The sequence below is a fragment of the Burkholderia sp. Se-20373 genome, from assembly GCF_017104705.1.
Classification (GTDB): domain Bacteria; phylum Pseudomonadota; class Gammaproteobacteria; order Burkholderiales; family Burkholderiaceae; genus Burkholderia.
The window spans coordinates 1-19,111 of sequence record NZ_JAAGPH010000143.1; the positions used below are offsets into that span (position 1 = coordinate 1).

Annotated in this window: 17 protein-coding genes; 7 read left to right on the forward strand and 10 right to left on the reverse strand. The window is 67.1% G+C overall.

The window, feature by feature from the left end:
- A partial coding sequence (locus G3N96_RS31455) for an RtcB family protein (protein WP_206139608.1) occupies positions 1-874 on the forward strand: 874 nt, incomplete at its 5' end.
- 305 nt (positions 875-1,179) lie between these two features.
- Positions 1,180-2,331 (forward strand): DUF1176 domain-containing protein, encoded by a 1,152-nt coding sequence (locus tag G3N96_RS31460; RefSeq protein ID WP_206139609.1) that lies wholly within the window; start codon positions 1,180-1,182, stop codon positions 2,329-2,331.
- Positions 2,332-2,340: 9 nt separating this feature from the next.
- Here G3N96_RS31460 and G3N96_RS31465 read toward each other — a convergent pair whose 3' ends face one another.
- Positions 2,341-3,009, reverse strand: a complete 669-nt coding sequence (locus tag G3N96_RS31465) for an O-methyltransferase (protein ID WP_089447220.1) — start codon at positions 3,007-3,009, stop codon at positions 2,341-2,343.
- Positions 3,010-3,141: 132 nt separating this feature from the next.
- Between G3N96_RS31465 and G3N96_RS31470 the strand changes: the two genes are divergently transcribed.
- Both G3N96_RS31470 and G3N96_RS31475 read left to right on the forward strand, forming a co-directional pair.
- Entirely contained in the window at positions 3,142-4,437 is a 1,296-nt protein-coding gene (locus G3N96_RS31470; protein ID WP_206139610.1) for an aminotransferase class I/II-fold pyridoxal phosphate-dependent enzyme, read from the forward strand.
- Between the two features lie 186 nt (positions 4,438-4,623).
- Complete coding sequence (locus G3N96_RS31475) at positions 4,624-5,349, forward strand: hypothetical protein (protein ID WP_089428165.1); 726 nt, start codon at positions 4,624-4,626, stop codon at positions 5,347-5,349.
- A gap of 22 nt (positions 5,350-5,371) precedes the next feature.
- Here the strand turns inward: G3N96_RS31475 and G3N96_RS31480 are convergent, their stop codons facing one another.
- Positions 5,372-5,875: a hypothetical protein gene (locus tag G3N96_RS31480; RefSeq protein WP_206139611.1), complete on the reverse strand. Its 504-nt coding sequence runs from the start codon at positions 5,873-5,875 to the stop codon at positions 5,372-5,374.
- Positions 5,876-5,940: 65 nt separating this feature from the next.
- Complete coding sequence (locus tag G3N96_RS31485; RefSeq protein ID WP_206139612.1) at positions 5,941-6,216, reverse strand: DUF4148 domain-containing protein; 276 nt, start codon at positions 6,214-6,216, stop codon at positions 5,941-5,943.
- Positions 6,217-6,531: 315 nt separating this feature from the next.
- Between G3N96_RS31485 and G3N96_RS31490 the strand changes: the two genes are divergently transcribed.
- A complete protein-coding gene (locus tag G3N96_RS31490; RefSeq protein ID WP_206139613.1) occupies positions 6,532-7,692 on the forward strand; it encodes a porin in 1,161 nt (386 codons plus the stop codon).
- A gap of 218 nt (positions 7,693-7,910) precedes the next feature.
- On the opposite strand, the gene G3N96_RS31495 is transcribed toward G3N96_RS31490, so the two are convergent.
- On the reverse strand, positions 7,911-8,135 hold the full coding sequence (locus G3N96_RS31495; RefSeq protein WP_206139614.1) for a hypothetical protein: 225 nt from the start codon (positions 8,133-8,135) through the stop codon (positions 7,911-7,913).
- A gap of 325 nt (positions 8,136-8,460) precedes the next feature.
- On the opposite strand from G3N96_RS31495, the gene G3N96_RS31500 reads away from it, so the two are divergent.
- Positions 8,461-8,748 (forward strand): DUF4148 domain-containing protein, encoded by a 288-nt coding sequence (locus G3N96_RS31500; protein ID WP_089443124.1) that lies wholly within the window; start codon positions 8,461-8,463, stop codon positions 8,746-8,748.
- A 79-nt stretch (positions 8,749-8,827) separates the two neighbouring features.
- Here the strand turns inward: G3N96_RS31500 and G3N96_RS31505 are convergent, their stop codons facing one another.
- From G3N96_RS31505 to G3N96_RS31525, 5 genes are all read right to left on the reverse strand, one after another.
- The gene (locus tag G3N96_RS31505) at positions 8,828-10,252 is read right to left on the reverse strand and encodes a heavy metal sensor histidine kinase (protein WP_206139615.1); all 1,425 of its coding nucleotides are present in this window, start codon (positions 10,250-10,252) and stop codon (positions 8,828-8,830) included.
- Positions 10,249-10,932, reverse strand: coding sequence for a heavy metal response regulator transcription factor IrlR (gene irlR / locus G3N96_RS31510; RefSeq protein WP_039349341.1), 684 nt, complete (start codon positions 10,930-10,932; stop codon positions 10,249-10,251). Before irlR ends, G3N96_RS31505 begins: the two co-directional genes overlap by 4 nt.
- Positions 10,932-14,144, reverse strand: a complete 3,213-nt coding sequence (locus G3N96_RS31515; RefSeq protein WP_206139616.1) for a CusA/CzcA family heavy metal efflux RND transporter — start codon at positions 14,142-14,144, stop codon at positions 10,932-10,934. Before G3N96_RS31515 ends, irlR begins: the two co-directional genes overlap by 1 nt.
- A gap of 125 nt (positions 14,145-14,269) precedes the next feature.
- Positions 14,270-15,742, reverse strand: coding sequence for an efflux RND transporter periplasmic adaptor subunit (locus G3N96_RS31520; protein WP_206139617.1), 1,473 nt, complete (start codon positions 15,740-15,742; stop codon positions 14,270-14,272).
- 34 nt (positions 15,743-15,776) lie between these two features.
- A complete protein-coding gene (locus tag G3N96_RS31525) occupies positions 15,777-17,105 on the reverse strand; it encodes a TolC family protein (RefSeq protein ID WP_206139618.1) in 1,329 nt (442 codons plus the stop codon).
- A 431-nt stretch (positions 17,106-17,536) separates the two neighbouring features.
- Between G3N96_RS31525 and G3N96_RS31530 the strand changes: the two genes are divergently transcribed.
- Entirely contained in the window at positions 17,537-17,986 is a 450-nt protein-coding gene (locus G3N96_RS31530; protein WP_206139619.1) for an OmpA family protein, read from the forward strand.
- A 149-nt stretch (positions 17,987-18,135) separates the two neighbouring features.
- Here G3N96_RS31530 and G3N96_RS31535 read toward each other — a convergent pair.
- On the reverse strand, positions 18,136-19,111 hold a 976-nt coding region (locus tag G3N96_RS31535; RefSeq protein WP_206139620.1), incomplete at its 5' end, for a phosphotransferase.

Sequence of the window (19,111 nt, forward strand, 5' to 3'; positions counted from 1 at the left end):
GGGCCGCCGCGATCCGGGCGCGTGGGGCGACCGCGCGCCGGCCGCCGTGACCGAATCGTGGAAGTCGCTGCAGCCGGGCTTCCAGCGGATCGTCGACAAGTATCCGAAGCTGGAAAAGACGAACCACTACGCGCATCTCGGCACGCTCGGCACCGGCAACCACTTCATCGAAGTGTGCGTCGACGAAGCGGATCACGTGTGGTTCATGCTGCATAGCGGCTCGCGCGGCGTCGGCAATGCGATCGGCAGCCTGTTCATCGAGCTCGCGCAGGCCGACATGCGGCAGCACATCGCGAACCTGCCGGATCGCAACCTCGCGTATTTCACCGAGGGCAGCCGGCACTTCGACGACTACGTCGAAGCGGTCGGCTGGGCGCAGGACTACGCGCGCCGCAACCGGCAAGCCATGATGGATGCGGTGATCGGGGCGGCACGCGGCGTGATCGCGAAGCCGTTCTCGGTCGACGAACACGCGGTGAACTGCCACCACAACTACGTGCAGCGCGAACGCCACTTCGGCGAAGACGTGCTCGTGACGCGCAAGGGTGCGGTGTCCGCGCAGAAGGGGCAGCTCGGGATCATTCCGGGCTCGATGGGCGCGAAGAGCTTCATCGTGCGCGGGCTCGGCAATCCGGACAGCTTCTGTTCGTGCAGCCACGGCGCGGGCCGGACGATGAGCCGTACCGAAGCGAAGCGCCGCTTCACCGTCGACGACCAGGTGAAGGCAACCCAGGGCGTCGAATGCCGGAAGGACTCGGGTGTCGTCGACGAAATCCCGATGGCCTACAAGGACATCGACGCGGTGATGGCGGCCCAGCGCAGCCTCGTCGAAGTGGTGCATACGCTGCGCCAGGTGGTGTGCGTGAAGGGATAGCGCGGTGCGCTCGATGCGTTCTTGCGCGACGTGGTCGACGGTCGGTGAAAGGCGAACGGCGCGATGCCTCTGGGTGTCGCGCCGTTTTCGCATCCGCACTTGTCCGATCAATGCAGGCCAGCAACGTACGTGCCCGCACACTACGCGTCGTCGTCACGATCGCAGCCCGTTGCGGCGGTATACTCGATGCCGTTCGCCAAAGCGCGCCGCCGCATGCGCCGCAGCCTTCGACCTGCCCGTTTGCTGACGATGCGCTTGCAGTCCGACGTCTTCCGCACGCCCTTCCACAGTCGATACGAACCGTCATGTCGCACCGCCTTTCGCTCGCCATCGCCGCCCTCCTCGCCGTTTCCCCGATCGTTGCCCAGGCCCGCCCGCTCGCGCGGCCGCCGGTCGAGCGCGATTTCAAGAACTGGTCGGTCGTCTGCGACAACGGCAACCGCTGCATCGCCGAGAGCCACGCCGACGATATCGACGACGCACGCACCCGCCTCATCCTGCGCGTGACGCGCGATGCGGGCCCGGACGCACAAGCGTCGCTCGACCTCTACGCGTCGGCGCCGCTGGACCTGCGCAGCGCACGCACGGATGGCCGCCCGTTCGATGCCATGGCGGCCCAATGGCATGCGTTCGGCGGCAAACCGGACGACGACGACGCGCACCCGTTCCGGATCCGGACCACCGATCCCGCAACGGTTGCCGCATGGCTCACCGCGTCGCGCAATGCACAGCTGCTGAGCTTCGGCGATCCGGCGTCGGCCCAAACCGCCCGCACGCCGTTGACGGGATTGAATGCCGCGCTGCTGCTGATCGACGACACGCAGGGTCGCGTCGGCACCGTCACGGCCCTGCTGCGCCCGGGCACCCGGCCCGCGTCGTCGGTGCCGGCCGCGCCGGCACTCCCGCCCGCCGTTACGCCGGCACCGGCCGTCGCGGACCTCTCGGCCGCCGAGCAACGCCCGCTCATCGACGCGGTGCTCGCGAAGTTCGGCGGCGACGTGAAGCAATGTGCGGTCGACGTCGAAGACGAAATGCCGGCGCACGAGCGCCGAAAGGCGTCGCGCGCCGTGGCGATTTCCGCCGACGAAGCGCTGGTCGCGATACCGTGCCAGACCAGCAGCATGTATAACCACACCGACCTGTGGTATCGCGTGCGACGGACGGCGCCCTACTCGCCGACGGCGATGAATTTCGGCGAGAACGCGAACGCGGGACTCGATTCGGCGTCGTTCCCGAACGAACTGACCGAGGCCGGCTACGATCCCGCCAGCGCGACGCTGTCGAGCAAGGTGAGGCTGCGCAGTGCCGGCGACTGCGGATCGACTGCATCGTGGATCTTCGACGGCCGACGCTTCATGCTCGGCGATATCGCCACGCACGGCACGTGCAACGGCCTGTTCGACGATCAGTGGCCACGCCTGTATCGACGGGCCGATGCGGCGGCCAGCCCGCGCTGACGCATCACCTCACGCGCCGACGATCGAGATCGAAAACCCGTCCCAGCCCTTCTGCCCGACCGTCTGCACGGCCGTCGTCGTGAGATTCGGCGCGGCCACGAGACGCGCGAACCCGTCGCGCACGCCGACCACGTCGGGCTCGCGATTGTCCGGATCGGCCACGCGCCCGCCGCGCACGACGTTGTCGACGACGATCACCGTGCCGGGCCGCGACAGCTTCAGCGCCGCGTCGAGATAGACGGGGTTGTTGTCCTTGTCGGCATCGATGAAGATGAAATCGAACGGCGCTTCACCCGCGTCGATGAGCCGCGCGAGGCTGTCCTTCGCGCTGCCGACCACCACCGTCACGACTTCCGCGAACCCGGCACGCGCGATGTTCCGCGTCGCGACCTTCGCATGCTCCGGGTTCAGTTCGAGCGTCACGAGCGTACCGCCCGGCGGCAACGCGCGCGCGAGCCAGATCGTGCTGTAACCGCCGAGCGTGCCGACCTCGAGGATCCGCCGTGCGCCGCGGATCGTCGCGAGCAGTTGCAGCAGCTTGCCCTGGTTCGGCGCGACGTTGATCGCGGGCAGCCCCGCTGCGTCGCTCGCCGCGAGCGCGGCGTCGAGCGCGTCGTCGGATGGCACGAGCGTCGCGGAGAAATACGCATCCACCTGGTTCCAATGATCCTGATTCATCGTGTACCCCTCGTTTGCGGAACAGGCATTTTATGCGCCGCACTGCCATAAGCAACACACCATTCGTTCTAAGGGCCGTGGCGCACGTGCTCCTATAATCGCTCGACCACCACAACAACAGACGGAGCACCCATGACCGATCAGGCCGCATCGAACTGGCGCCTCGAAACCATCGCCGTACACGGTGGTTATCGTCCCGACCCGACCACGCGCGCGGTCGCCGTGCCGATCTACCAGACCGTTGCGTACGCATTCGACGACACGCAGCATGGCGCCGACCTGTTCGACCTGAAGGTGCAGGGCAACATCTACACACGGATCATGAACCCGACGACCGACGTGCTCGAGCAGCGCCTCGCCGCGCTCGAGGGCGGCATCGGCGCGCTGGCGCTCGCCTCGGGGCAATCGGCCGTCACGTACGCGATCCAGACGATCGCCGAAGCCGGCGACAACATCGTGTCCGCGAGTTCGCTGTACGGCGGCACCTACAACCTGTTCGCGCATACGCTGCCGCAATACGGGATCACGACGCGCTTCGCCGATCCGCGCGACCCCGCGTCGTTCGAGCCGCTGATCGACGCGCGCACGAGGGCGATCTTCGCGGAATCGGTCGGCAACCCGCTCGGCAACGTCACCGACATCGCCGCGCTCGCGGAAGTCGCGCATCGCCACGGCATCCCGCTGATCGTCGACAACACGGTGCCGTCGCCGTACCTGCTGCGCCCGTTCGAGCACGGCGCGGACATCGTCGTGCATTCGCTGACGAAGTATCTCGGCGGCCACGGCACGAGCCTCGGCGGCGCGATCGTCGATTCGGGCACGTTCCCGTGGGCCGAGCATGCGGACCGCTTCAAGCGGCTGAACGAGCCCGACGTCAGCTATCACGGCGTCGTCTACACGGAAGCGTTCGGGCCGGCCGCCTATATCGGCCGCGCGCGCGTGGTGCCGCTGCGCAACATGGGCGCGGCCATTTCGCCGTTCAATGCGTTCCAGATCCTGCAGGGCATCGAAACACTGGCGCTGCGCGTCGAGCGCATCAGCGACAACGCACTGAAGATCGCGCAGCATCTCGCGCGCCACGAAAACGTCGAATGGGTGAACTATGCGGGCCTGCCCGATCACCCGGACCATCCGCTCGTCGCGCGCTACCTGTCGGGCCGCGCGCCGGGCATCCTGACGTTCGGCGTGAAGGGCGGCCGCGACGGCGGCGCGAAGTTCCAGGACGCGCTGAAGCTGTTCACGCGGCTCGTCAACATCGGCGACACGAAATCGCTCGCCACGCACCCGGCATCGACGACGCACCGGCAACTGTCGCCGGCCGAACTCGCGAAGGCCGGCGTGAAGGAAGAAACGGTGCGGTTGTCGATCGGCATCGAGCATATCGACGACCTGCTCGCCGACCTCGACCAGGCGCTCGCGCAGCTTTGACGGAAACGGGCGCGCCGGCTTGCCGGTGCGCCCTGCCTCGAATGGGTTGACCTTGAAGCGGCTTCAAGGTGTTCAATCCCCGGTTGGTGCCGGGGCAATGCCCGGCGTGTACGAACCACCCGTACCCTGCAGCCGGATGGCCCGATGTCGAGCCCGCTGCGGTACGCCAACCGTCCGAGAGGCCTCATGACACCGACCGCGAAGCTTGCGCTGCTCACGTTACCGCCCTTGCTCGCGGCCTGTTTCGGCGCCCTCGCGGCTGCCTGGCGCGCACCCGGCCCGAAAACATCGAGCGTCATCCAGCATTTCACCGGCGGCATCGTGTTCGCGGCCGCCGCGCTCGAACTGCTGCCGCAGGACCGCGCACATGCGCTGTTTCCGGTCGTCGTCGGCTTCGTGCTCGGCATCGCGCTGATGCTCGCGATCCGTGCGCTGTCGGGCGCGATCGAGACGCGCTTCGAGGAAGCGCGGCTGCCCGTGAGCCTGATCATCGTCACAGCGATCGACCTCGTCATCGACGGCCTCGTGCTCGGCATCGCGTTCTCCGCCAGCGACGAAAGCGGCATCATCCTGACCGTCGCATTGACGCTCGAGGTGCTGTTCCTCGCGCTGTCGGTCAGCGCGGCGCTCGCGGCCGCCGGCATCGGCCGCCTGCTGTCGATCGTCGTTCCGGTCGGGCTCGCGGCGCTGCTGAGCATCGCGGCCGTGGCCGGCAACGCGGCATTCGCTGGACTTCCATCCAATATCTACGCGGCACTGCTCGGGCTGGGTACCGTCGCGCTGCTGTACCTCGTCACCGAAGAACTGCTGGTCGAAGCGCACGAGGTACCTGAAACGCCGTTCGCGACCGCCGCGTTCTTCATCGGCTTCATCGTGTTCTTCCTGATTGAAGGATCCGTGAAGGCCGGATAAGCCGCGCACGACCGCGCACCGGCTACCACGTGGTCGCGCCCGTCGGATACGGTTCGACGATGCGCGTGCCGTTGACGGGCGTCACGCCTTCGTTGCGCAGCGCGGCCCACAGGTCGATCGCATGTTCGCGCGACTTGCGGCTGCCGTCGTCGGTCAGCACGTTCAGCGCGATCACTTCGTCGCGTGTCGTCAGTTGCAGTTGCTCCTTCAGCTTGCGTGACTGATGCGACGCGGTGCGGACGTCACCGAGCACGATCCGCTGCTCGGCGACAGTCGATTCGCCGCCTGCATCCGCCGGCACGAACGTCAGCCGGCCGTTGTCGACCTCGCATTGCCCGCGCGTGAACGTCGCGCTCCACTCGCCGGCCGGTACGGCCGCGAACTCGCAGCGCATCCGCTCGTTCGCGCGCCGGCCGACGTCATGCGCCGACGCATGCGACAACGCCCGCTCCGGCCAGCCGGCCGCCATCGCGGCCGTCGACATCAGGCACGTCGCGAGCACGATTCCTTTCGCGAAATGGCGCATGGCACTCTCCTCTTCGTGTAGGGTGCGGCTGACGGGCAACGCGCCGGCCGGCCGCGAATGAACGGTCAGCGAACCGCAAAACGGTTGTCGTGCGCATCGACCAGCGGCGCCCTCTCCCCGCGATGCACCGTCGCGCGATGGATCTCCTGGTTGCGCGCGACGGCGGCCGGGCTTGCCGGGTAGTCGTGATTCGGGCTCGGGATCACGCCGTCGTGGCGCGCCTTCACCAGTTCCTGACTGACCTCCTGCCGAGTCTTCTGCTGCGCGGCCACGGCCTGTGAAAAGGCCGCCATCGACAGTGCGGCAGCGGCGATGACGATCATCGGTCGCGGAATGTTCATGTTGTTCGCTCCTTGCTGGAAATCCGTGACGGGAGCGTTCACTTTGAGCCGGCGGCGGTGCGGAATCGTGATCGCAGCATGACGGTTTCGTCACCACCGCGACATCCCTGTATCGCACTGCGAATGAAAATGTGTGACGCGCTTCCGCACGCATGACGCGCCGATGACATTTTTCTCATTTGTCCCTCACCTTCACGATCCGAACGCTTTCCAGAATCGGCAACGCCATCGCAACATTCCGCGCCCGCCGGCGCCACGCGCGGCGCGGAATCGACCGATGCACGAAACGATCATCTTGAATCCCAGGGGAACACCATGAAAACTCCAGTTCGGCTCGCCATGATGTCGGGTGCGCTGCTCGCGACCACTCACGCGGCACACGCATCGGAAGTCACGTTATACGGCCTGTTCGATACGTCGCTGACGTACGTATGGAACGCCGACGCGGACGGCAAGAATCTCGTCGGCCTCGGCAACGGCAATCTGCTTGGCAACCGCTTCGGCGTGAAAGGCGCGGAAGACCTGGGCGGCGGGCTGAAGGCGATCTTCACGCTGGAAAGCGGCTTCAATCCAAACACCGGCGCGCTCGGGCAAGGCAACCGGATGTTCGGCCGGCAGGCATTCGTCGGCCTCGAAAGCGCGCGCTGGGGTACGCTGACGCTCGGCCGCCAGTACGATCCGCTCGCGGATCTCATCTGGCCGGTCACCGGCGACTTCTACTTCGGCAGCGTCTACGCGACGCCCGGCGACGTCGACAACTACGACACGTCGTCGCGCACCGACAACGCGCTGAAATACACGTCGCCCGTGATCAACGGATTCCAGTTCGTCGGCATGTACGCGCTCGGCGGCGTGGCCGGCAAGAGCGGCGCCGGGCAAACCTGGTCGGCCGGCCTGTCGTACAGCAGCGGCCCGGTCGACGCGGCGGGCGGCTATTACTACGCGGCCAATCGCTCGTCACTCGCCAGCGGCATCCGCACCGGCTGGAATGGCACATCCGACGGCACGTTCGACGGGTCGCTGGTCAACGGCGGCTATATCTCCGCGAAATCGATCGGCATCGCGCGCGGCGCGTTGCGCTACAACTTCGCGCCGTTCGCGGTCGGCATCGACTACAGCAACGCGCTGTACAAGGCCGATGCGATGTCCGCGTTTCGCAGCACGCAGAAGTACGACACCGCGCGCGGCTTCTTCAACTACCAGGCGACACCCAGCCTGCTCGTCGGCGTCGGCTACAGCTACACGCGTGCCCGCGGCGATACGAGCGCGACCTACCATCAGGTGTCCGCCGGCGCCGACTACGTGCTGTCGAAGCGCACCGATCTCTACGCGGTCGGCGCATGGCAACGCGCGAACGGGGAACAGCGCACGCTCGACGGCGGCACGCAAACGGCGCAGGCGTCGATCGGCTCGTACGGTTATGGCGGAACGCGCAAGCAGGGCATCGTCAATCTCGGGTTGCGCCACCGGTTCTGATCACGGCGGCCATACCTGATCGCGGCCGCCATACGCGCGCCGCATGACGAAAATTTCACGTTCCGATCAGGTTCGCGAAGCGTCGCATCGCTACGATCGGAAACGTGACGGGCAGCGCCCGTTCCAGACCACGCAAGCGAGTCGCTGCCGCACGGCACGGCACGCGTTAGGCCCGGACACGTCGAGTGCCGGGCTTTTTTTTAATCGCGCCCCGATGATCAGGGCGTTGAATCGCGTTGCGGAAACAGGCAGTTATGCGTCTTCACGTACAAGTTCGGATTGCCGCAGCGATGCCCGGCGTAGTCGATCTGCTCGCCCGGCATGAGATCGGCCGGCACCGGCCTTTTTGTCGCGGCGGCGGGCGTGGTCTGTGCAGCGGGCGTAGTGCCGGAGCGTGTCGATGCGCAGCCCGCGAACAACGGGACGATCAGGACTGCGATCAAGGCGAGGCGAATGGCGGGACGAGGCACTTTTCAAGTCCGGTGTGAAAGTCAGAACAAGGCCGCCCGCGTACCATACGGCTATCGCGAACGGCATGAATGCCGCCGGCCACGTCGACCATCGGCAGACTTCATGTTCCGCTTCCCGCTCATCGCGCCCATGACGCGAACATGACGAATGCGTCATGCCGCTCGCGTCCGAACCGCGCCTCGCCACCTCACGCAATCTGACGCATTTTTCATCTGGCGATCACGATCACGCACGGCTGCTTTCGCATACTGGGTCCATGGTTCGCCACCCGGCGGCCCTGATCAAGGAGAGCACTCGATGAAAACCGCAAAACTCGCTGCACTGTTCGTCACCGCCACGCTGTCGCTCGGCATGGCCACGCAGGCCGCCTTCGCGCAGACGCAAACGCAGGGCAAGACCCGCACGCAGGTCGTCAATGAACTGAAGCAGGCACAGCACGACGGCGTCGTGCCGGTGAGCAAGACGCAGTACCCGCCGACCGGCGAGCTCGTCGCGCGCAACAAGGAGCTGCACGGGGTTTCGGTGCATGGCGGCGAGAAGAAGCCGCAGACCGACAACCACGACAACCTGACCGCGCAGAAATGACGCTCGGTCAACCGACCGCAGGCAGCACGGCGCGCGCGGCCGCCTCATGGCGAACGCGCGGGCGAGCTCGCCCGCGGTGTCAGGTATTGATGGCCGCCGGCCGTTTCAGCTCGGCCGGCCGGCGGGGAAAGCGCAGCCAGAACGTCGTGCGCCGGCCCGGGTCGCTGTCGACACCGCACTCGCCGCCATGGTTGTCCATGATCGACCGGACGATCGCGAGGCCGAGCCCCGTCCCCGACGCCGAATTGTGCCGCGACGGATCGACGCGATAGAAGCGCTCGAAGATCCGCCCGACATGCTGGGCCTCGATGCCCGGTCCGGTATCCGACACGGCAATCGTCGTCGCACCGCCTTGCTCCACGCAGTCGATCGTCACGACGCTGCCGCGCGGCGCGTAGGCCAGCGCATTCGACAGCAGGTTGCTCAGCGCACGCTGATACAGCGTCAGGTCCGCATCGACCCACGCATGGCCGTCGACCTTCACCGTCACGCCGGCATCCTCCGCCAGCGGCTCGTAGTAGCCCGCGACGCGCCCCGCCTCTTCCGACGCATCCAGGCGCCGCACGCTGATCGACGTGCCGGCCTGTTCCGAACGCGCCAGGAACAGCATGTCCTCGATCATCCGCGACAACCGCTGGTATTCGTCGATGCTCGACTCGATCACGTTCCGGTATTCGTCCGCGCTGCGCGGCTGCGACAGCACGACCTGCGCGGCCGCCTGCAGGTTCGTGAGCGGCGTGCGCATGTCGTGTGCGAGATTCGACGAGAACTGGCTCAGCCGCGTGAACGATTCGTTCAACCGTTCGAGCATGCCGTTGAACGCGTGCTCCAGCTCCTTCAGCTCGCCGGCCGTATCGAGCGCCGGCAGCGGATGGGCGAGCCGGCTCGTCGACATCTGTTCGGCACGCGCCGCGAACCGCCGCAGCGGGCTCAGCCCGAGCGCCGCGATGCCGTAAGCGATCGCGGCCGCGAGCACCACGCCGAACACCTCGATCACGACGATCGTATAAGCGTGCGTGCGCAGCAGCAGCACGTCGGCGCTGCGGTCGTACTGCACCACGACGCGCACCACGGGCGCGCCCGCACCGGCAAGCGGCACATTCGTCACCAGGTACTGCTGCCTTGCGCCGGGCGGCGCGACGCCGACCGGCACGCGCCCTGCGTTCAGCGACATCAGCGGCGCAACGAGGCGGAAGCCGGGCGTGCCGACCAGGCGCGCGCCCGTGGCGTCGAAGATCGCGAGATCCATGTTCGGATGACCATGCAGCTGGTCGATCCAGATATCGGTGTTACGCGCGACGTCGGCCGTCGAGCGCGCTTCGGCCAGATGCGCGCCCAGCGCGGCGGAGATGCCGGCCATCTGCTCGGCCGCCGCGGTTTCGACGCGATTGCTCAGCGCCTCGTACAGCGCGACGCCGCTCGACGCGAGGATCACCGACGTCGACAGGATGATCAGTGCGGTCAGGCGTCCGCGCAGCGTGCGCGGCAGCAGGCGCGCGATCATGCCGCGCTGCCGCCGCGCGCCTCGAGCACGTAGCCCATGCCGCGCACCGTATGGATCAGCTTCGGGTCGTATGCATCGTCGATCTTCGAGCGCAGGCGCCGGATCGCCGAATCGACGACGTTCGTGTCACTGTTGAAATTCATGTCCCACACCTGCGACGCGATCGTCGCGCGCGGCAGGATCTCGCCCTCGCGGCGCATCAGCAGCCACAGCAGCGCGAACTCCTTCGCGGTCAGCAGGATCGTGTCGCCCTGCCGGGTGGCCTTGCGGCGCGTGAGATCGAGTTCGAGGTCGGCCACGCGCAGCGTGTTCGAATCGCGCGGCTGGCCGCGCCGCAGGATCGACTTGATGCGCGCGGTCAGCTCGACGAAGTCGAACGGTTTCGCGAGATAGTCGTCGGCGCCGAGCTCGAGGCCCTTCACGCGATCGCCGACATCGTCGCGCGCGGTCAGGAACAGCACGGGCGTCGACTTGCTGCGCCGCAGGTTCTGCAGCAGCGTCCAGCCGTCCTGCCCGGGCAGCATCACGTCGAGCACGAGCAGGTCGTACTCCTCGGTCTCGGCCTGATGCTGGCCCGTGATGCCGTCCTCGACCCAGTCGACGACGTAGCCGGCCTCGGTCAGCCCCTTGCGCAGGTACGCGCCCGTCTTCGGTTCATCCTCGACTATCAGAATTCGCATCACGTATTACCCTTGAAGAAACCCAGCCGGCGCAGCACGCCCGAGCCGAAGCCGCCGCGCAACGCCGCGCGCCACGACACCGCATGGCTGACACGGTACAGCACCGGCAGCACCAGCAGCGTCAGCGCCGTGGACGACAGGATACCGCCGATCACGACCGTCGCGAGCGGGCGCTGCACCTCGGCGCCGGTGCCGGTCGCGAACGCCATCGGCAGGAAGCCCAGCGACGCGACGAGCGCGGTCATCAGCACCGGCCGCAGCCGCGTGAGCGCGCCTTCGCGCACGGCGGCCTCGAGCGGCATCCCTTCGTCGCGCAGGTTGCGGATGAACGAGATCATCACGAGCCCGTTGAGCACGGCGACGCCGGACAGCGCGATGAAGCCGACCGCCGCCGTGATCGACAGCGGAATCCCGCGCAGCCACAGCGATACGACGCCGCCGCTCAGCGCGAACGGAATGCCGGTGAACACGAGCAGCCCGTCCTTCACGTTGTTGAACATCACGAACAGCAGCACGAACACCATGAACAGCGCGAGCGGCACGACCAGCTTCAGGCGCTCGCTCGCGCTCTGCAGCTGCTCGAACTGACCGCCCCACGACACCCAGTAGCCGGCCGGCACGCGCACGTCCTGCTGCAGTTGCTCGCGCGCGTCGGCGACGAACGACCCGACGTCGCGCCCGCGCACGTTCGCGCTGACGACCACGCGCCGCTTGCCGTCCTCGCGGCTGATCTGGTTCGGGCCCGGCGCGACGTCGATCGTCGCCAGTTCCGCGAGCGGCACGTACGGCGCCGCCGCGAGCGGTGCGCTGGCGCCGGCCGCCGGTGCGGGCAGCGCGATCGGCAGCCGCTTGATCGCCTCGATGTCCGAGCGCAGCTCGTCGGGCAGCCGCACGACGATGTCGAAGCGGCGGTCGCCCTGGAACAGCGTGCCGGCCTTCTGCCCGCCGACGGCCGCGGCCACCGAGTCCTGCAGGTCGGCCACGCTCACGCCGTAGCGCGCGAGCTTGTCGCGATCGAGGTTGACGGTCAGCACCGGCAGGCCGGTGGTCTGCTCGACCTTCACCTCCGACGCGCCCGGCACCTTCTGCAGCGCGGCCGCGATCTGCTCGCCGGTCTGGTTCAGCACGGCCATGTCGTCGCCGAAGATCTTCACGGCGACGTCGCTGCGCACGCCCGAGATCAGTTCGTTGAAACGCAGCTGGATCGGCTGCGAGAACTCGTACGCGTTGCCCGGCAGCTCGGCGAGCGCTTCCTCGATCTCGCGCACGAGCTGGTCGCGCGGCTTCTTCGGGTCGGGCCACTGGTCGGCCGGCTTCAGCATGATGTAGCCGTCCGACAGGTTCGGCGGCATCGGGTCGGCCGCGATCTCGGCCGTGCCGGTGCGCGCGAATACGCGCTCGATCTCGGGGAAGCGCGCCTTCAGCGTCTTCTCGATCGCCTTCTGCATCTCGACCGACTGCGACAGGCTCGTGCCGGGAATCCGCAAAGCGGCCACGGCCAGGTCGCCTTCGTTGAGGCTCGGGATGAACTCGCTGCCGAGCCGCGTGGCCAGCCCGAGCGTGGCGAGCACGATCACGCCCGCGCCGATCATCACGCGCGCCGGGCGCGTCATGAATGCGGCGAGCGCCGGTTCGTACGCGCGCCGCGCCCAGCCCATCAGCCGGTTCTCCTTCTCCTCGACACGCTCGCCGATGAACAGCGCGACGGCCGCCGGAATGAACGTGACGGTCAGCACCATCGCGGCCGCGAGCGCCATCACGACGGTAATGGCCATCGGGTGGAACATCTTGCCTTCGACACCTGTGAGCGCAAAGATCGGCAGGTACACGACCATGATGATCAGTTGCCCGAAGATCAGCGCGCGACGCGCTTCCTGCGATGCGCCGAACACTTCCGCGAAGCGCTCGTCGCGCGTCAGCGGCCGGCCGGCGACGGCCTGCGCATGCGCGAGCCGTCTCACGCAGTTCTCGACGATCACCACCGCGCCGTCGACGATGATCCCGAAGTCGAGCGCGCCGAGGCTCATCAGGTTCGCGCTCACCTTCGCGTTCACCATGCCGGTGAAGGTCATCAGCATCGACAGCGGGATCACGAGCGCGGTGATCAGCGCCGCGCGCATGTTGCCGAGGAACAGGAACAGCACGGCGATCACGAGGATCGCGCCTTCGAGCAGGTTCTTCTTCACCGTCGCGACGGCCTTCTCGACGAGCACCGTGCGGTCGTACACGGGGATCGCCTTCACGCCCGACGGCAGCGTGCGGTTCACGTCCTCCATCTTCGCGGCGACGGCCTTCGCGACCGTGCGGCTGTTCTCGCCCATCAGCATGAAGACCGTGCCGAGCACGACCTCCTCGCCGTTCGACGTCGCCGCACCGGTGCGCAGCTCGCGGCCGATGTCGACCTGCCCGACGTCCTTCATCCGCACCGGCACGCCGCCGACGTTGGTCAGCACGATGCTGGCGATGTCGTCGACCGTGCGCGCCTGGCCCGGCACGCGCACCAGATACTGCTCGCCGCGCTTCTCGATGTAGCCGGCGCCGACGTTGTCGTTGTTGCGCTCCAGCGCGCGCACGACGTCGGCGAGCGTCAGCCCGTACGACATCAGCTTTGCCGGGTTCGGCGCGACACGGTATTCCTTCACGTAGCCGCCGATCGAGTTGACCTCGGTCACGCCGCGCACGTTGCGAAGCTGCGGCCGGATGACCCAGTCCTGCAATTCGCGCAGGTCGGCCGCCGTATAGCGCGTGCCGTCGGGCTTGCGCGCGTTGGCGCCGGCTTCGACGGTCCACAGGTAGATCTCGCCAAGGCCCGTCGACGTCGGCCCCATTGCGGGCGTGATACCGGCCGGCAGCTTGTCCTTCGCTTCCTGGATGCGCTCGTTGACGAGCTGCCGCGCGAAATAGATGTCGGTGCCGTCCTTGAAGATCACCGTGACCTGCGACAGTCCGTAGCGCGAGATCGAGCGCGTCTGCTCGAGGCCCGGCAGGCCGGCCATCACGGTCTCGACCGGATAGGTGATGCGCTGCTCGGCCTCCAGCGGCGAATAGCCGGGCGCGGCCGTGTTGATCTGGACCTGTACGTTGGTGATGTCGGGCACCGCGTCGATCGGCAGCTTCTGGTAGCTGAACACCCCGAGCGCGGCCACGGCCGCGATCGCCAGCATCACGAGCCAGCGGTGCGCAATCGCAAAGCGGATCAGGCGCTCAAACATGACGGGATTCCTTGAAACGGGGCACGGTCACCCTCGATGGACGAGCCGCCCGGCCGGTTACACGGCGGGCCGGAAAGCGGGCCGCATAGCGGGCCGCGAGGCGTGCAACGGCACACACGTAGCGCTCATTCATGTTCCGCGCTCCCCTTGCCGAGTTCGGCCTTCAGCACGAAGCTGTTCGACGCCGCGTATTCCTGGCCCGGCTTGAGGCCCTTCAGCACTTCGGTCGCCCGTTCGTCGCGCCGGCCCGTTTCGATGGCCTGCGCGACGAAGCCCTTCGACGAGCGCACGAAGACGGACGGTGCGCCGTCGACGTCCTGCAGCGCGTCGCTCGCGACCGCGAGCGGCACACTCTGCTTGCCCGCGTCGACCGACACGTTCACGAACATCCCGGGCCGCCACACGCCGTCCGGGTTCGGCAGCACGACGCGCGCCGGCGCGGTACGCGTCTGTTCGCCGAGCAGCGACCCCACGTACGCGATCGGGCCGCTCGAGCGCGATTCGAACGCGGTTGCGATAACCGTCGCATCGCGGCCGACCCGTACGTCGTTCAACCGTTGCGCCGGCACGGCCATCTCGGCCCATACCGTCGACAGGTCGGAAATCACGAACATGCTGGCATCCGCGGCAATCGCTTCGCCGGGCGTCGCGTGCTTCTCGACGATCGTGCCCGCGAACGGCGCGCGCAGTTCGTAGCGGTTCAGCGCGCCCGCGCCGACCGGCGCGTTCAGCGCGGCGAGCTTCTGCCGCGCGTTCTGCACGGCAATCTCGGCTTCACGCAACTGCACCTGCGCCTGCTGGTAGTCCTGCTCGGCCGAGATGCGCTCCTTCCACAGCGTGCGTTCGCGCTCGTAGGTCGCGCGGGCGCCCGACAGCCGGCGCTCGGCCGTCAGCAGCTCGCTGCGCCGGTCGGCGAGATCGGTGCTCGCGATCACGGCCAGCACCTGCCCCTTCGCGACGTTCTGCCCGAGCGACACCGACACCTGCTCGACGATGCCGGCCACGCGCGGCACGACGTGCGCGGTGCGATCCTCATTGAACTTGATCTCGCCCGGCAACTGGAACGGCGTCGCGATCTGCGCGGGGCCGGCCTTCGCCAGCGCGATCTTCGAGGTCGCGAGCTGCGCGTCGGTCAACGCGATCGCGCCGTCGGCGCGCGCGAACGGGAACGATGCCGATTCATTGCCCGCCTTCACGTCGATCGTCGCGTCGAACACGTGCGGCTTGCCGATCGACTGCGCGGACACGAACTTCTGGCCGGCCGCGTCGAAACGCAACGGCTCGTGCGTGCGGTCGTAGCGAACCAGCGTGCCGGACACGGTGACGCCCTTGTCGGCCGGCTTGCCGTCGACGAACGGATAGACGATGAGGCGCGCGTCGCCGGGTTTCTCCGTCATCACGATTTCGACGGACAGCTTGCCGCGCTTGAGCACGACGCCGCCGCGCTCGCCGGTGGCTTCGGTGGATGAAGCGGCAACGGCCGCCGATGCGGACGCGCCGTTGCCGCCGCCGTTGCGCGTGACGCCGAGTGCGCCGATGACGATCCCGGCGCTGCCGAGCAAGACCGCCGCGATGATCAGGATTCTGTTGCGTGACATGGTGATCCTTCAGGTAAAAGAGGCGTCCGTTGCGCTATTGCGTAACCGGTGCCGGTGCAAGCGGCACGAGCGGCGTTCCGACCAGCCGGCCGATGTCGGCGCGGGCCGTATGGGCATCGGCGAGCGCACGCACGTATTGCGACTGGCCCTGGAACAGCGTGCGCTGCGCGTCGAGCACGTCGAGGAAGCTGAACTTCCCGAGCTCGTAGCCGCGCGACATTGCGTCGAGCGCGAGACGCGCGGCCGGCAGGATGTCGGCCTTCAGCCGCTGCGCTTCCTGCGCGGCGGCTTCGAAATTCGCGTACGCCTGCGTGAGGTCCAACCACAGCCGCGTGCGTTCGCGATCGAGATCGGCGTTCGCGCGCGCGGCCTTGTGCGTCGCCTCGAGCAGCGCGCCCTTGTTCGTGTTGAACAGCGGAATCGGGATCGACACGCCGACCACCGCCTGGTTGTCCGGCACGCCGCCCGTGGTCACGCGCTTCACGCCCGCGCTGATCGTCACGTCCGGAATGCGCCGCGCGCGTTCGAGCGACACGGCCGCGTTCGAGCGCAGCATCTCGGCGCGAGCGATCCGCGCCAGCGGAGCGTCATCGAGCTGCGCGGTCAGCGCGGACAGTTGCTCGACCGGCGGCACGACTTCGAGATCGCCCTGCGCCGCGAGCCGGCCGTCGCGTGCTTCGCCCATCACCGCGTTCAGCTTTTCGCGCGCGACGTCGACACGGCCGCGCGCCGTCACCACTTCGATCTGCACGCCGGCTGCCGCCACGTGGGCCTTGGTCGCCTCGACCGGCGACACCTTGCCGGCCTGCGCCCGGCGACTCGCGAGATCCGCGGAGCGCGCCGCGATCGCGGCCGATTCCTCGGTCACCTGAAGCTGGCGCTGCGCGGCGAGCAACCCGTAGAACGCGGCGATCACGTCGGCGCGCACGACGGCGCCCTGCTCGTCGAGCGATGCATTGGCCGCTTCCCTGCCGTACGACGCGACATCGAGCCGCGCACTGCGCTTGCCGCCGAGTTCGATCGTCTGGTTGATCAGCGCGGTCGACGTGCGCTCGGCGCGGCGAAACCCTTCCTGCAGGAACGACACTTCGGGATTGGGACGCGCGCCGGCCTGCATCAGCGCGCCGGCCGACGCATCGACGTCCGCGCGCGCGCCGCGCAGCGCCGGGTTGTTCCGGGCCGCGACCGATAGCGCATCGGCAAGCGTCAATGAGTTGGAAGGGAGAGCGTCGGGAGGCGGTGCGCTGATCGGCGCGGCGCTGCCGGAGGCAGACGGGGCCGGCCCCGGCGACAGCGACGGCTGCGCATGAGCCGTCGCGGCCATCGCGAAGACGATGGCCACGGCGAGGTTGAGCTTGAGCATGTTCGGTTCTGCGGTAACGGTTCGCGACCGATGCTACGGTCCGGCCGCAGTGTGAACATGAGGCGAAGATGATATTTCCGTCATGTTGGGGGCGTGGTATTCGCCGAGCCAGCGTACGGATCCGTGCAGATAGCCATTTGTACGCGACGCCCAAGCGCTCCCGTCCGATCCGATGATGCCGTCAATTTTCATCGGACTCGTCTCATCGCTCCCGACAATTCGATCCGATCAAATCAAAATCACAAACGTGACTTGCATTCCGAAATTTCGAACCGGTTCTATGGACATCTTTACTTGAAAAGACGACTGTTCAATGTCCCGGGAACACGAACGTAACGACGCTGGCCCCTGCCCCCGATGATGGGCACACACTCACCGGCTTCGTGATCTACGGCGAAGATTTATTTGCAGAGTAAGGAACTGGAATCAGCATGAGAATTTTTATCTCGGCACTCATCGCACCCATCGCAACGTCGTTCTTTTTCTCCACCCATGCCGCAGCAGAATGCCAGGGATCACAAAATCTACCGTCACAGCAATTTTTCGTGTCCTTCTCGCCCAACAGTTACGAAGTCTCCAAATCCGAACGGATGCGAATTGAACGATGGGCCTCGACAATGAACACCAAGTATCCAATTCAAAACTGGATCGACATCATTGGCAGTGCATCAGGAAATGAAATTAGCCCCGATCAACTTGCAACGAAACGTGCTTCGGCGACGGCGAAGGTGGTCATAGACAGCGGCCTGACAAACGCGCCGCTTCAGATCAAAACGCAAATTTATCCAGCCAATAGCACAACCGATTCACCATCGGACACCCGCGAGGTCACCGTTCAAGTGAGCCCAGGCTGCCCCGACAACTGCTGTACGGGCCGTTGACATGAACGCCGCCGCGCTTGCGTTGAACCCCACACATCCAGCGCTTTCGCGCGACGGCCCATCGAATCTATCCGGGCGAGATTTCGATGTTCGATTCGCGCGTCATATCAATCGCCGAACTGGCGAAGCAATCAGGGCGTTCTCGAGAATCAGGCTGTCCCTCGCTTCGCGCGCCGCCGCTGCACGAGCCAGTCGAGCAGCTGCCGCCCGTCGCGTTCGCCGAACCAGCGCGCGTGACCGATCAGGTAACCGTCATATGCAATATCGACGATCGCCGGCGCATCGATGATGCAGCCGAAATAAGCGACTTCCGACAGCGCGAACTCCGTATGCACGATCGGCAGCAGCGCGACCAGCGCCGCATAGGCGTCGTCGCCCAGCGGTTCGAGCGATTCGTACCCGTCGAGCAGCGCGTCGATCTGCGCGTACTCGACGCGCCGCGCATCGGCCGGCGCCATCCAGTCGACCGTATTGCGCTCGATCGCGAGCGCGAGGTCCATCACCGCACAGGTGCGATCCGACAGCCCGAAATCGAGTACGGTCCGCACTTGCGCGCCGGGCCCTGCCTCCGTCCACAGGAGGTTCGACGCATGCCAGTCACCATGCGTCCACAGCGGCGGCAGCGCAGGCAGCAGCGGCACGAGGCGCGCATGATACGGGCCGATCGCGTCGGCCACGTCGCCGCGCCAGTCGCGCGCACCGAGCGCGCGCACGAGCAGCGGCTGCGCGTCGACCCAGCGTTCGAGCGCGCCGGCCAGATCGGCGGACGACAGCACGCGAAAGCTCGACAGCAGGGTCCGCACGGGCCGCGCCGGCGCATCGTAGCCGGCCGACGCGTGATGCAGCTCCGCCAGCGCGCGGCCGGCCGCGTACGCGTGCGAAGCATGCGTAAAGGGCTGCCACGACATCACGCCGCGATACGGGTCGACGCCAGGTGCCCGTACGTGCACTTCGTAGGTCCAGTCGCCGGATGCGAATGCGGTCGCGCCGTCGCGATCGGCAAGAATGTCGACCACCGGCATCCCGCGCTCGCGCAGATGCGCGATGAAGCGATGCTCTTCCTCGAGCCCTGCGACATCGCGCAGGCTCACATGATGACGCTTGACGAACAACCCGCGCCCGTCC